Source organism: Gluconacetobacter diazotrophicus PA1 5 (assembly GCF_000021325.1).
Lineage (GTDB): Bacteria > Pseudomonadota > Alphaproteobacteria > Acetobacterales > Acetobacteraceae > Gluconacetobacter > Gluconacetobacter diazotrophicus.
The window spans coordinates 1-12,494 of the sequence record NC_011365.1 but is presented as its reverse complement, the minus strand read 5'-3'; the positions used below and the strand labels follow the sequence as shown (position 1 = coordinate 12,494).

At 68.8% G+C, this 12,494-nt stretch carries 9 protein-coding genes; 1 reads left to right on the top strand and 8 read right to left on the bottom strand.

What is annotated here, in order from left to right; translation table 11 throughout:
- The 3 genes from thiO to glmU all read right to left on the bottom strand — a co-directional run bounded on the left by thiO (position 1) and on the right by glmU (position 4,390).
- Positions 1 to 1,017 (bottom strand): glycine oxidase ThiO, encoded by a 1,017-nt coding sequence (thiO, locus tag GDIA_RS00050; RefSeq protein WP_012552923.1) that lies wholly within the window; start codon positions 1,015 to 1,017, stop codon positions 1 to 3.
- 164 nt (positions 1,018 to 1,181) lie between these two features.
- On the bottom strand, positions 1,182 to 3,005 hold the full coding sequence (gene glmS, locus GDIA_RS00045; RefSeq protein WP_012225289.1) for a glutamine--fructose-6-phosphate transaminase (isomerizing): 1,824 nt from the start codon (positions 3,003 to 3,005) through the stop codon (positions 1,182 to 1,184).
- Positions 3,005 to 4,390, bottom strand: a complete 1,386-nt coding sequence (gene glmU / locus GDIA_RS00040) for a bifunctional UDP-N-acetylglucosamine diphosphorylase/glucosamine-1-phosphate N-acetyltransferase GlmU (RefSeq protein WP_012552922.1) — start codon at positions 4,388 to 4,390, stop codon at positions 3,005 to 3,007. The genes glmS and glmU overlap by 1 nt, the downstream gene beginning before the upstream one ends.
- Positions 4,391 to 4,521: 131 nt before the next feature.
- Here glmU and GDIA_RS00035 point away from each other — a divergent pair, with 131 nt between their 5' ends.
- Positions 4,522 to 5,202 (top strand): HAD-IA family hydrolase, encoded by a 681-nt coding sequence (locus GDIA_RS00035; protein ID WP_012552921.1) that lies wholly within the window; start codon positions 4,522 to 4,524, stop codon positions 5,200 to 5,202.
- On the opposite strand, the gene GDIA_RS00030 is transcribed toward GDIA_RS00035, so the two are convergent.
- The 5 genes from GDIA_RS00030 to dnaA all read right to left on the bottom strand — a co-directional run bounded on the left by GDIA_RS00030 (position 5,189) and on the right by dnaA (position 12,490).
- Entirely contained in the window at positions 5,189 to 5,905 is a 717-nt protein-coding gene (locus GDIA_RS00030; protein ID WP_244410150.1) for a DUF3108 domain-containing protein, read from the bottom strand. The two genes, GDIA_RS00035 and GDIA_RS00030, sit on opposite strands and share 14 nt — an antisense overlap.
- A 149-nt stretch (positions 5,906 to 6,054) precedes the next feature.
- On the bottom strand, positions 6,055 to 8,511 hold the full coding sequence (gene gyrB / locus GDIA_RS00025; protein ID WP_012552919.1) for a DNA topoisomerase (ATP-hydrolyzing) subunit B: 2,457 nt from the start codon (positions 8,509 to 8,511) through the stop codon (positions 6,055 to 6,057).
- A gap of 86 nt (positions 8,512 to 8,597) precedes the next feature.
- Complete coding sequence (gene recF, locus GDIA_RS00020) at positions 8,598 to 9,719, bottom strand: DNA replication/repair protein RecF (protein WP_012552918.1); 1,122 nt, start codon at positions 9,717 to 9,719, stop codon at positions 8,598 to 8,600.
- 38 nt (positions 9,720 to 9,757) lie between these two features.
- Positions 9,758 to 10,882 (bottom strand): DNA polymerase III subunit beta, encoded by a 1,125-nt coding sequence (dnaN, locus tag GDIA_RS00015; RefSeq protein WP_012225283.1) that lies wholly within the window; start codon positions 10,880 to 10,882, stop codon positions 9,758 to 9,760.
- Positions 10,883 to 11,056: 174 nt separating this feature from the next.
- Complete coding sequence (dnaA, locus tag GDIA_RS00010; protein ID WP_012552917.1) at positions 11,057 to 12,490, bottom strand: chromosomal replication initiator protein DnaA; 1,434 nt, start codon at positions 12,488 to 12,490, stop codon at positions 11,057 to 11,059.
- Positions 12,491 to 12,494: the final 4 nt, after the last annotated feature.

The following is a 12,494-nucleotide window of genomic DNA, read 5'->3' as shown; positions in this document are numbered from 1 at the left end:
TCAGGCGGCGGCCTCGGCCGTGCCGAACACGATATCCGCGGCCTGCCGCGCCCGTGACGGCGACAGCAGGAAACCGTGCCGGTACATCCCGTTCACATAGACCGTCCGGCCCTGGACGGTGACGGCGGGCACGTTGTCGGGATAGGCCGGCCGCAACCCCACCCCGGTTTCGACGATCTCCGCCTCGCCGAACGCGGGATGCAGCACGTAGGCGGCGGTCAGCAGCTCCACCATCGAGCGAAGGGTCATGCCCCCGGCATTTTCGCTTTCCACCATCGTGGCCCCGACCATGAACAGATGGTCGGCACGCGGCACAATGTAAACCGGAATGCGCGGATGAAGCATGCGCACGGGACGATGCAGCGTCACGTCGGGGCAGCGCAGCAGCAGCATTTCCCCCCGCATGGCCCGCAGCCCCTTGAGGTGGGGTCGCGCCGCGACGCCGGTGCAGTCCACCACCCGGTCGAACCCGCCGGCGGCAAGGTCGGCGGGCACGTCCCCGGCCGGGGCGTTCATCCGCACCGTGCCGCCCAGCGCGACCAGCCGGTCGCGCAGCGCGGCGAGGGCCAGGCGCGGATCGACATGGCCCTCGGCGGGGAAGAACAGGCCCTTGTTGAATCGCCCGTCCAGGTCGGGCTCCAATTCGGCGATGCGGGCGGCGTCCACCAGGTCGAAATGGCTGGTCCGCCGGCCGAACCGCGCGATGTCGCCCTCGTCACGCGGCGGGGCCAGGACCAGGGTGCCGTTGCGCACGACCCCGGGCACATGCGACGCCCACCAATCGACCGATTCCAGCGAATCGCGCGTGACCTCGGGCGGGGCGGATTCGGCCTCGCACCACGGGGCGAGCATGCCGCCGGCCATCCATGACGCAGCCCCCGCGCCCAGTTCCGCGCTGACTTCCAGCAGGGTGACATCCGCCCCCCGCTCGGCCAGCGTCACGGCGCTGGTCAGGCCGGCCACCCCGGCCCCACGCACCAGAACCCGCAACCGCGCGCCGGATTCAGCCTGTTCCATGGTCGTCGCTCCTTCCCGTGGCAAGTTCATCGGCGCGTCGCGCGCCGACCTTGCTCTCATCCCCATCGAGTCCTCACTCGCGGGTCGTGCGGAGGATGTTTCCTCGCGCGGCGGATGACAACAGCGGATGCGGGAAAAGCCCCCGGGACCGCTATTCCAGAGCGTTATTCGACGGTGACGGACTTGGCCAGGTTGCGGGGCTGGTCCACGTCCGTGCCCTTCAGCAGCGCAACCTCGTACGCCAGCATCTGCACCGGGATGGTCTGCAGCACGGGGGACGTGAATTCATCGACCGTCGGTATCGCGACCACGATTTCCGCCAGCCCCCGCAGGCGCTCGGCGCCCTTCGTGTCGGTGAAGACCAGCAGGCGGCCGCCACGGGCGCGGGCTTCCTGCAGGTTCGACACCGTCTTCTCGAACAGGGGGCCGGACGGCACGGTGGCCACGATCGGCACCGTCTGGTCGATCAGCGAGATCGGTCCGTGTTTCATCTCGCCGGCGGCATAGGCCTCGGCGTGGATATAGGACACTTCCTTCAGCTTCAGCGCGCCTTCCAGCGCGACGGGGAAGGACGATCCGCGCCCCAGATACAGCACGTCGCGCGCGTTCGCCACGACCGCCGCCATCTCGCGGATCGCCGGGGCCTGGTCGAACACCTCGCTCGCCCGGCTGGGCAGGTCCAGCAGGGCCGCCACCATCTCCTGCTCGCGCTCGGCCGACACCGTGCCCCGCAGGCGGCCCGCCGCGATGGCCAGGCAGGCCAGGACCGACAATTGCGCGGTGAACGCCTTGGTGCTGGCCACCGAGATCTCGGGGCCGGCGACCGTACCCAGCACGACGTCGCTTTCGCGGGCTATCGTGCTCTGCTCGACATTCAGGACCGACACGATGTGCTGCTGGCGGGCACGCATGCCGCGCAAGGCGGCCAGCGTGTCCGCCGTCTCGCCGGATTGCGAGATCAGCAGGCCCAGCCCGCCCGGCGTCAGCGGCGGATCGCGATAGCGCATCTCGCTGGCCACATCGATATCGACCGGCAGGCGGGCAATGCCTTCCAGCCAGTAACGGCCGATCATGCCGGCATAGAAGGCCGACCCGCATGCCGTGACCACGGCGCGCGGCACGCTGGCCAAGTCGAACGGCAGGTCGGGCAGCACGACCCGCCGCGTGGCGGGGTCGATCAGCCGCTGCAGGGTCTGGCCGATCACCACCGGGTGTTCGTGCAGTTCCTTTTCCATGTAGTGGCGATAGCCGTCCTTGCCGACCGAACCCGCGATCAGCGCGGTGGTGCGCACGGCGCGTTCCACCCGTTCGCCGGAGGCATCGAAGAATTCGGCGCCGTCCCGCGTCACGACCACCCAATCCCCGTCATCCAGGTAGGCGATGCGCCGCGTCAGCGGGGCCAGGGCCAGGCTGTCCGATCCCAGGAACATCTCCTGCTCGCCATAGCCCACGACCAGAGGCGCGCCGTGCCGCGCGCCGATGACCAGCCCGTCATGACCCGCGAACAGCATCGCCAGCGCATAGGCGCCCTCCAGCCGGCGCAGCGCCGCGAAGGCCGCGTCGCGCGGCGACAGGCCCCGCGCCAGGTGGAAATCGACCAACTGGGCGACGGTTTCGCTGTCGGTCTCGGTCGTGAAGACGTGACCGGCCTGCTCCAGTTCGCGCCGCAATTCCTCGAAATTCTCGATGATGCCGTTATGGACCACCGAGACGCGTTCGGTGCCGTGGGGGTGGGCATTGTTCTCGGTCGGCGCGCCGTGGGTCGCCCAGCGGGTGTGGCCGATTCCGGTCACGCCGGCCAGCGGCTCGCGCTCCAGCAGCGCCGCCAGGTTGTCCAGCTTGCCCGCCGCGCGGCGCCGTTCGATCCGGCCGTCGACCAGGGTCGCGATCCCGGCGGAATCATAGCCGCGATATTCCAGCCGCCGCAGGGCGTCGAAGATGACCGGGGTCGCACACTTGCACCCGACGACGCCGACAATGCCGCACATCAGCCCTGTTCCTTCTTCCTGCGCAGCGCCGCCTGCAAGCTGGCCCCGCGTCCGTCCTTGTTCGTCTGCCGGGCCCGGCCCAGCGCCATGGCGTCGGGCGGCACATCCTGGGTGATGACGCTGCCGGCAGCGACCAGCGCGCCGTCGCCGATCCGCACGGGGGCGACCAGGATCGCGTTCGAGCCCACGAAGCATCCCGCGCCGATTTCCGTCCGGTGCTTGAACACCCCGTCATAATTGCAGGTAATCGTGCCCGCGCCGATATTCGTCGCCGGGCCGATCGTCGCATCGCCCAGATAGGACAGGTGATTGGCCTTCGCCCCCGCCCCCAGGGTCGTGGCCTTCAGTTCGACGAAATTGCCGACATGGGCGGCGGCCCCGACATCGCTGCCCGGCCGCAGCCGCGCATAGGGGCCGATCAGCGCCCCCGGCCCGACCACGCAGCCTTCCAGATGACTGAAGGCGCGGATTTCCGCCCCCCGCCGCACCGTCACGCCCGGCCCGAAGACGACATGGGGCTGGACCAGAACGTCGGGTTCCAGCACCGTGTCGGCGGCCAGGAACACCGTTTCGGGCGCCACCAGCGTCGCCCCGCCATCCAGCGCCGCGGCGCGCAGCCGGCGCTGCACGCAGGCTTCGGCCTCGGCCAGTTCGGCACGGGAATTGATGCCGCGCAACTCGTCCTCGGGTGCTTCGACGGCACGGACCTGCCGTCCTTCGGCCACCGCCATGGCCACCACGTCGCCCAGATAATACTCGCCCTGGGCGTTATCGTTGCGCACGGCACCCAGCCAGCGGCGGAAATCCTCCGCCCCCGCGCACAGCACGCCGGCATTGCACAGGGTGATCGCCCGCTCCTCGTCCGACGCGTCGGCCCATTCGACGATGCGCCGGACCAGCCCGTCCTGCGTCACCACGCGGCCATAGCGTCCGGGATCGCGCGGCCGCATGGCCATCAGGGCCAGGCCAGCCCCCTCATTGCCCCCCTCGCCCGCCCGGCATGCCAGCATGCGGCGCATGCTGGCCACCGTGATCAGCGGGTTGTCGCCATACAGGACCGCGACATCGCCGGACCCGAACAGGTCGGCCGCCTGAGCCGCCGCATGGGCGGTGCCCAGCCTATCCTGCTGCACCACGACGGCGTGCGGCGCGGCCAGGGCGGCGACCTGCTCCATGCCCGGCCCGACCACGACGACGATCCGGTCGAAGACCGAGGCGGCATTGTCCAGCAGGTAGCGCAGCATCGGCTGCCCGGCCAGCGGGTGCATCACCTTCGGACGATCGGACTTCATGCGCGTCCCCATCCCGGCCGCCAGGATGACGGCGGTGGCGGGACGATGGGCGGGCAGGTCAGCGGGCGCCGCGGACGGGACGGTGGCATTCATGGCATGCGGGTAGCGGGCGGGCATCGGACCTGTCAAACCTTGGCGCAATGCATGAGCATCACTTAGGTTTACGAAATACTGCGATCGATCGCATCGCCCATCCCGCCGACCGCCATCTTGCAGGAGACGTCATGCCCGCCACCCCCACGCCCCGCATCGCCGTGTTCGACATGGACGGCACCCTGCTGGACAGCCTGCCGGACCTGGCGGCCAGCGCCGACCGGCTGCTGACCGGGTATGGCCTGCCCGGGATTTCGCCCGACCTGGTTCGCGGCATGGTGGGGGACGGCGTGGCGGCCCTGGTGCGCCGCCTTCTGGCCCACGCCGGCACGCCTGCGGCGGGAATCGACGTGCAGCAGGCCGTGGACCGCTACATGGCGGACTACACGCCGCGCGCGACCGAACAGTCGCGACCGTTCCCCGGCACCGAATATGCCCTGAAGACGCTGCGGGACGCGGGCTGGACCCTGGCCATCTGCACCAACAAGCCGGTGGCGGCGGCGCGGCGCATCGTCAGTGAACTGGGACTGACGGAATGGTTCGACGCCATCGGCGGCGGCGATTCCTTCCCGGTCCGCAAGCCGGACCCCGCCCACCTGCTGGGCACGATCGGGCTGGCCCATGGCCATGCCGACCGCGCGATCATGGTGGGCGACCATCACAACGACATCTTCGCGGCCAAGGGCGCCCACGTGCGCTCGGTCTTCGCCCGGTGGGGCTACGGCCGTCCGGACATGGAAGCCGGCGCCACGATCGGCGCCGATTCGATGACCGAAATCCCCCACATCGCCGGCCAGCTTATCCCTGCATGACGATGGCCAGCCGTCCGAACTTCGGATGGTCGAACAGGACGCGCACGATCGTCAGCCCGTCGCCGGGCACATCCTGAAACCAGACCTTGCCCTGGATCGTCTTGCGGGCCGCCGATCCGGGGCCGTCGGACTGCCGGAAACCGGCGATCTGCACGTCGGTGAAGTCGCAGCGCAGCGCCGACCCGTGATAGGGCTGGCGGGAATCGTCGGGCATATCCTGCTGGCCCACCGTCCAGGCCTGCACCCGCAGCAGGCGGGCGCCGTCGAAGACGATGGCGGAGCCGTCGCAGCTATGGTGCGCCCGGACCGTCCGCTGCATCTGGATCAGGGCGCTGAGCGTATCCTTCGCCGGGGCCAGCGATTCGGCCGGTATGGGCTCGCGGCTGGGCTCGGGCGGGGTCTCGAGCGCGATATGCGCGCGTCCGTCATTGTAATCCAGCACCACATGCCGGTCCGCGCCCCGCGAATAGCCCGCACTGTCGAAGCTGACCGGATTCACGCCGTCAGGGACGAAATGCCCCGTCGCCTGTGACGTCAGGTTCATGCGGACCACCCAGCCCAGGATGCCGGCGCTGCGCATGGTCGAACGGATGGCATACCCGTCCGGCGTGATGGCATAGCGCGCGGTGATGGTCAGCGCCCGCAGACCGTCGGCATAGACGCCATAGGTATGGTCGATCTGCGGCGGCGTTTCGGTCGCCATGGCCCGAGGCGCCACCCCGACGGCCAAGCTCCCAGCGGCCAAGCCAACGACAAGTTTCCGGGACAGATCAGCAAGCCTGCGCATCGACAGGGGCATCGGTGCCCTCCTCTGCTCAGATATCGGGGGTGTCATGGCGCCGCCGGGATCGCCTACACGTCGAGGTTGGCGACCTTCAGCGCGTTGCCGACGATGAAGTCGCGGCGCGGTTCCACGACATCGCCCATCAGGGTCGAGAAAACCTGGGCGGCGTTTTCCACGTCGCCCACCTTGACCTGCAACAGCGTGCGCATGGCAGGGTCCAGCGTGGTTTCCCACAACTGGGCATCGTTCATCTCGCCCAGGCCCTTGAAGCGGTTGATCGACAGTCCGCGCCGTCCCTGGGCCAGGATACGCTCGTACAGCGATGCCGGGCCATCGGCCGCCCGGGTCGTGGTGTCCAGCGTCAGCTCGACCTTGCCGGCGAAATCCGTGGCCAGCCGCTCGGCGCGTTCGGCCAGCCACCGGACCTCGGCACTGCGCAGGGTCGCGGGGTCCAGGCGATAGACCTCGCCCACGCCACGCACGCTGCGGGCCATTTCCAGCCCGTCGGCGCTGGCCACGACCTTCCATCCACGTTCGTTGGGCAGGGAAACCTCGTCCAGTTGGGCCTGCAGGGCGGCCACCCGGGTCTGGACCGTCGCCGTGTCGGCATTCAGCGCGCCGGCGATGGCGGCCTGTTCCAGGATCCAGAGCGGCGCGCGCAGCGTCAGGCGCTGCAGCGCGCGGGTCACGTCCCGCAGGAACGCCATGTCGGCCGCAAGGTCCGCCCCCGCGACCACCCGCCCGTCGCCATAGCGCAGGGACGCATTGGCCAGCGCCTTGTCCAGCAGATACTGCTCCAGCGCCGCATCGTCCTTCAAATAGCGTTCGTCATTGCCGCGCTTGGCGCGATAGAGCGGCGGCTGCGCGATATACAGGTGCCCGCGCTCGATCAACTCGGGCATCTGGCGGAAGAAGAACGTCAGCAGCAGCGTGCGGATATGCGATCCGTCCACGTCGGCGTCCGTCATGATGACGACGCGGTGATAGCGCAGCTTGTCGATCGAAAACCCGCCCTGGTCGACGTCGCCGCGCCCGATGCCGGTGCCCAGCGCCGTGATCAGCGTCCCGACCTCGGCCGAGCCCAGCATGCGGTCGAAGCGCGCGCGCTCGACATTCAGGATCTTGCCCTTCAGCGGCAGGATGGCCTGGAAGCGCCGGTCGCGTCCCTGCTTGGCCGTGCCACCCGCCGAATCCCCCTCGACGATGAACAGTTCCGAGCGCGCCGGGTCGCGTTCCTGGCAATCCGCCAGCTTGCCGGGCAGCGAGGACACGTCCAGCACGCCCTTGCGCCGGGTCAGTTCGCGCGCGCGCCGCGCGGCCTCGCGCGCCGCCGCGGCGTCCATCACCTTCGCGACGATCGCGCGCGCTTCCTTGGGGTGGGTCTCGAACCAATGGGCGATCATGTCGGACGCCGCCGCATGGACCACCGGCTGCACCTCGGACGAGACGAGCTTGTCCTTGGTCTGGGACGAGAATTTCGGGTCGGGCACCTTGACCGACAGCACGGCGGTCATGCCCTCGCGCATGTCCTCGCCCACCAGGGACTGGCTGTCCTTCTTGCTGGCGTTGCTTTCGGCATATTTGCCCACCACGCGCGTCAGCGCCTGGCGGAAGCCCGCCAGGTGCGACCCGCCGTCCCGCTGCGGGATGTTGTTGGTGAAGCACAGCATCGTCTCGTGGAAGCTGTCGTTCCAGGTCAGGGCGAATTCGACCTTGATGCCGTTGTCCTCGTTCTGCAGGCTGCCGGTGATCGGCGGATCGACGATCGACGACTTGCCGCGATCCAGCCATTCGACGAAGGCCGCCAGCCCGCCCTGGAAGTGAAAATTCTCCTCGCGCGTCGGGGTGTGGCGCTCGTCGCGCAGCACGATCTGCAGGCCGGAATTCAGGAACGCCAGTTCCCGCATCCGGCGTTCCAGGATCGCGAATTCGAACTCCACCCTGGTGAAGGTCCCGATGCTGGGCTTGAACGTCACCTGCGTGCCGCGCGGCTCGTCGCTCGGCCCCACCACGGTCAGGGGGGCGTCGCGCTCGCCGTGGCGGAAGCGGATCATATGCTCCTGCCCGTTGCGCCAGATCCGGACTTCCATCCATTCCGACAGGGCGTTGACCACCGCGGCGCCCACGCCGTGCAGGCCGCCCGACACCTTGTAGGAATTCTGGTTGAACTTGCCGCCGGCATGCAGCTTGGTCAGCACGACCTCGGCCGCGCTGACGCCTTCCTCGGCATGCATGTCGGTGGGAATGCCGCGCCCGTTGTCGCGCACCGTGACGCTGCCGTCACCGTTCAGGGTCACGATGCAGCTTGTGGCGAATCCGGCCTGGGCTTCGTCCACCGCGTTGTCGATGATCTCGAACGCCATGTGGTGCAGGCCCGAACCGTCATCGGTATCGCCGATATACATGCCGGGGCGCTTGCGCACCGCATCCAGCCCTTTCAGGACCGAAATGGACGCCGCGTCGTAGTCCGAATCGTCGGGCAGGGTCCCGGTCGCGTCCGAATTGGGCATATCCGCGTCTGGCATATCCGCATCGGTTTTCTGAACGGGATTGGATTGATCGGACATACCGGGCAGATGCTCCAGATTGGGATCGTGGTCGAAAGACGCGATCATACAGGCTTCCCGTCCAGCGCGCCATTGCGGGGGGAGACGAATCCCGCCCGGCCGCGCAGCGGGGCGAACTGATCGGCATCGGTTCCGGTCATCAGGACCGTGGCGTCGAACGCGCCCACGCTGCGAAACAGGGCCGCCCGCCGCGCCTCGTCCAGATGCACCAGCGGTTCGTCGAGCAGGATCATCGGTGCCTCGCCCCGGCTGCGCGTCATCAGCGCCGCGTGGGCCAGCACCACCCCCAGCAGCAGGGCCTTCTGCTGGCCGGTGCTGGCCTGTGCCGCCGGGCGGCCGCTGGCCTGGTCCGACAGCGCCATGTCGGCCCGATGGGCCCCCATCCCTGCCCCGCCGCGCGCGCCATCGGCCGCCCGGCCGGCCGCCAGCCGTCCGCGCAGCCAATCCTCCACCGCCAGTGCCGGCCGGTCGCGCAATTGCTGGACGATGGGGCACAGGATATCGAGCCGCGCCGGGGGAAAGCCGTCCGGCACCGTATGCGCCGCCTCGCCGTTCAACTGCGTCACCAGCGCCAGCCGCGCGGCCGAGGCCGCGACGGCATGGCGCGCCATCGAATCCTCCAGCGCCGACAGCCAGCCCGGATCGGCGCGTCCCGCCGCCAGCAGGCGATTGCGCTGGCCCATGGCCTGGTCATGCGCCGCCAGTTCGCGCGCGTGGCCGGGTTCCAGCGCCAGGACCAGACGGTCCAGGAAGCGCCGCCGGCCCGGCAGGCCGTCCTGGAACAGGCGGTCCATCTGCGGGGTCAGCCAGACGGCGGACAGGTGATCGGCCAGGGCCGCGCGACTGCGCAGGGTTTCGCCGTCACGGCGGAAGACCCGCCGTTCCGGCCGCGCCGGATCGCTGCCGGTGGCGATGTCGAAGGGGGCGCCGTCGGGCCCGGTGAAGCGCGCCGCGACGCCCCAGATCGTGGTGCCGTGACGGGCCATCTCGGCACTGCGCGCGCCGCGCAGGCCGCGCCCGGGCACCAGCAGCGACAGGGCTTCCAGAAGATTGGTCTTGCCGCTGCCGTTTTCGCCCGTCACCACGGTGACGGGCGCCTCGGGCCGCCAGGCCAGGTGCCGGTAGTTCCTGAAATCCGTCAGCGCCAGCCGGTCGAGACGCGCCATGATGCAGCGGATCGAAGACGCAGCGGGTCGGGTCCTGGTCAGACCCGCATCGGCATCAGGACGTACAACGCCGAAGGGCTGGCCACGTCACGGACGATCGTCGGCGCGGAACTGTCCGAAAACGCGAATTCGACATCCTTGTCGATCTGGTCCGTGATGTCGTTCAGGTAGCGGGCCTGGAAGCCGATTTCCAGCGGCGTGGAATCGTAGGTGACGTAATTGTCGTCCAGTTCTTCCTTCGCGGTGCCCTGGTCGGGGCTGACCGCCGACAGGGTCAGCAGGTTGTGGCCGATCGACAGCTTGACGGGGCGCGACCGCTCCTGGCTGATCGCGGCGACACGCGCGACCGCATCGGAAAAATCACGCTTGCCGACGCGCAGGATCTTGTCGTTTCCGCGCGGGATGACGCGATCATATTCCGGGAACGTCCCGTCGATCAGCTTCGAGGTCAGGGTCACGGTGCCGACCGTGAACTGGATGCGGGTATCGGACAGGCCCACCGCCACGTCCTCGGTCCCCTCGTCCAGCAGCTTGCGCAGTTCCGCGACTGTCTTGCGGGGCACGATGACACCGGGCATCTCCTCGGCGCCCGGCGGGACCTCGGTCTCGACACGGGCCAGGCGGTGCCCGTCGGTGGCCACCGCGCGCAGCATGCTGCCTTCATCACCTGCCGCGACATGCAGGTAGATGCCGTTCAGGTAATAGCGCGTCTCCTCGGTCGAGATGGCGAAGCGCGTCCGGTCGATCAGCCCGCGCAGCACCGCGGCCGGCATCGTGAAATGGTACGGCAGCGTCCCGGCCATCATCGAAGGGAAGTCATCGACATCCAGCACGTTCAGGCTGGTGGCGTAGCGGCCGGCCCGCAATGCCAGCGGCGCGTCGCCGCCGGTATGGTCCAGTTCGATCGCGACCCCGTCGGGCAGCTTGCGCGCGATCTCGTACAGCACGGCGGCCGGGGCGGTCACCGCGCCGTTGCGGCTGGTCTCGGCCCCGATTTCCTCGACCACCGCGATTTCCATGTCGGTGGCGGTCAGCGTCAGCCGTCCATCCGCGACATTGATCAGGACATTGGCCAGGATCGGAATGGTATTCCGCTTCTCGGCGACGCTCTGGATGTGGGCCAGCGCCTTCAGCAATGTCGCGCGGTCAGCCTTCAGCTTCATGGGTAGAGACTCTCCTTGCCCGAGGCCAACCCGCTGCGGCCGGCCTGACGGGGGAATGGGTTCCGGCAACGGATCACCCGGATCGTTGTCCGGCAGTCGCGTATCAGGGTTGATGCCCTGACAGTAGCAGCCCCCGGCAACCGCGGAAAGGCCCCCGAAAGAGGCGGCTTCCCGTCAGCTTTCCAGCATGCGGCGAAGCAGTTCCACGTCCTCGGCGAACGCGGTGTCGCGTTCCATCAGTTCGGTCACGCGGGCGACGGCGTGCATGACGGTCGTATGGTCGCGATTGCCGAACTTGCGCCCGATTTCCGGCAGCGAGCGGCTGGTCAACTGCTTGGCCAGGTACATCGCCACCTGCCGGGGGCGCGCCACGGCGCGGGCACGCCGGGCCGAGGACATGTCCGTCAGGCGGATGTTCCAGTGTTCGGACACCTTGCGCTGGATTTCCTCGATCGTCACCCGCCGGTCATGGGCCTTGAGGATGTCGTGCAGCACATCCTGCGTCGCTTCCAGCGTCACCGGCCGGCCGAACAGGTTGGCATGGGCGATCAGCCGGTTCAGCGCGCCTTCCAGTTCGCGCACGTTCGAGGTGATCTTGTGCGCCAGGAATTCCAGCACCTTGGCCGGCACCGCGACGCCCGAGGCCGCCGCCTTGGATTCCAGGATCGAGATCCGCAGTTCGAACGTCGTGGCATGGATGTCCGCCACCATGCCGCAGCCCAGACGGGTGCGCAGCCGGTCCTCCAGCCCCGACAGGTCGGACGGCGACTTGTCGGCCGACACCACGATCTGCCGCCCGGCATCGACCAGCGCGTTGAAGGTATGGAAGAATTCTTCCTGTGTGTTGTCCTTGCCGATCAGGAACTGCAGGTCGTCGATCATCAGCACGTCGACCGACCGCAACTGCTCCTTGAACTCCATCGTCGATTGCGACCGGATGGCGGCAATGAAGCGGTACATGAATTTCTCGGCGGACATGTAGGCGACCGAGACCGCCCCGCCCCGCACCAGCTCCGACCCGATGGCATGCATCAGGTGGGTCTTGCCCAGCCCGACGCCGCCATACAGGAACAGCGGGTTGAACCCGGGGCTGGACGGCCGTTCGGCCACCCGGCGGGCGCAGGCATAGGCGAATTCGTTCGGCTTGCCGACCACGAACGTATCGAAGGTGAAGCGCGGGTCGAGCGGCGCCGCGAGGTCGTTGCGGTTTTCCGGCACCCGCTCGTCGCCCACGATCGCGGCGGTGGCCGGCGTCGCGGCCACCGGCGGGTCGGCGGGCGCGGGGGCGGCACCGTCGGCCGCGCCTTCCGGACGGCCGACCTGCAGTTCCACGCGGCGGATCGCCGGAAGCTCGGCATTCCACAGGGCGCTCAGCCGGTCGCCATACTGGGTGCGCACCCAGTCGCGCAGGAAGCGGGTCGGCAGGTTCAGGGTGATCTCGTCCCCGTCCACGGGGCCGATGCTGATCTGCTTCAGCCAGGTACGGTATTCGACCTCGCCAACCTCGGCCTGCAGGCGCGAACAGATCCGGGACCAATGGATATCCAGGACATTCCGGGCCGATCGGGCTTCCGCGACGGCATCAAATCCACTTAACTCGCCCGTCATGTCC

What these genes read in the sequence shown, in the direction of transcription:
- thiO (WP_012552923.1), bottom strand. Translation starts at nt 1,017, where the DNA reads ATGGAACAGGCTGAATCCGGCGCGCGGTTGCGGGTTCTGGTGCGTGGG.
- glmS (WP_012225289.1), bottom strand. Translation starts at nt 3,005, where the DNA reads ATGTGCGGCATTGTCGGCGTCGTCGGGTGCAAGTGTGCGACCCCGGTC.
- glmU (WP_012552922.1), bottom strand. Translation starts at nt 4,390, where the DNA reads ATGAATGCCACCGTCCCGTCCGCGGCGCCCGCTGACCTGCCCGCCCAT.
- GDIA_RS00035 (WP_012552921.1), top strand. Translation starts at nt 4,522, where the DNA reads ATGCCCGCCACCCCCACGCCCCGCATCGCCGTGTTCGACATGGACGGC.
- GDIA_RS00030 (WP_244410150.1), bottom strand. Translation starts at nt 5,905, where the DNA reads ATGGCGACCGAAACGCCGCCGCAGATCGACCATACCTATGGCGTCTAT.
- gyrB (WP_012552919.1), bottom strand. Translation starts at nt 8,511, where the DNA reads ATGCCAGACGCGGATATGCCCAATTCGGACGCGACCGGGACCCTGCCC.
- recF (WP_012552918.1), bottom strand. Translation starts at nt 9,719, where the DNA reads ATGGCGCGTCTCGACCGGCTGGCGCTGACGGATTTCAGGAACTACCGG.
- dnaN (WP_012225283.1), bottom strand. Translation starts at nt 10,882, where the DNA reads ATGAAGCTGAAGGCTGACCGCGCGACATTGCTGAAGGCGCTGGCCCAC.
- dnaA (WP_012552917.1), bottom strand. Translation starts at nt 12,490, where the DNA reads ATGACGGGCGAGTTAAGTGGATTTGATGCCGTCGCGGAAGCCCGATCG.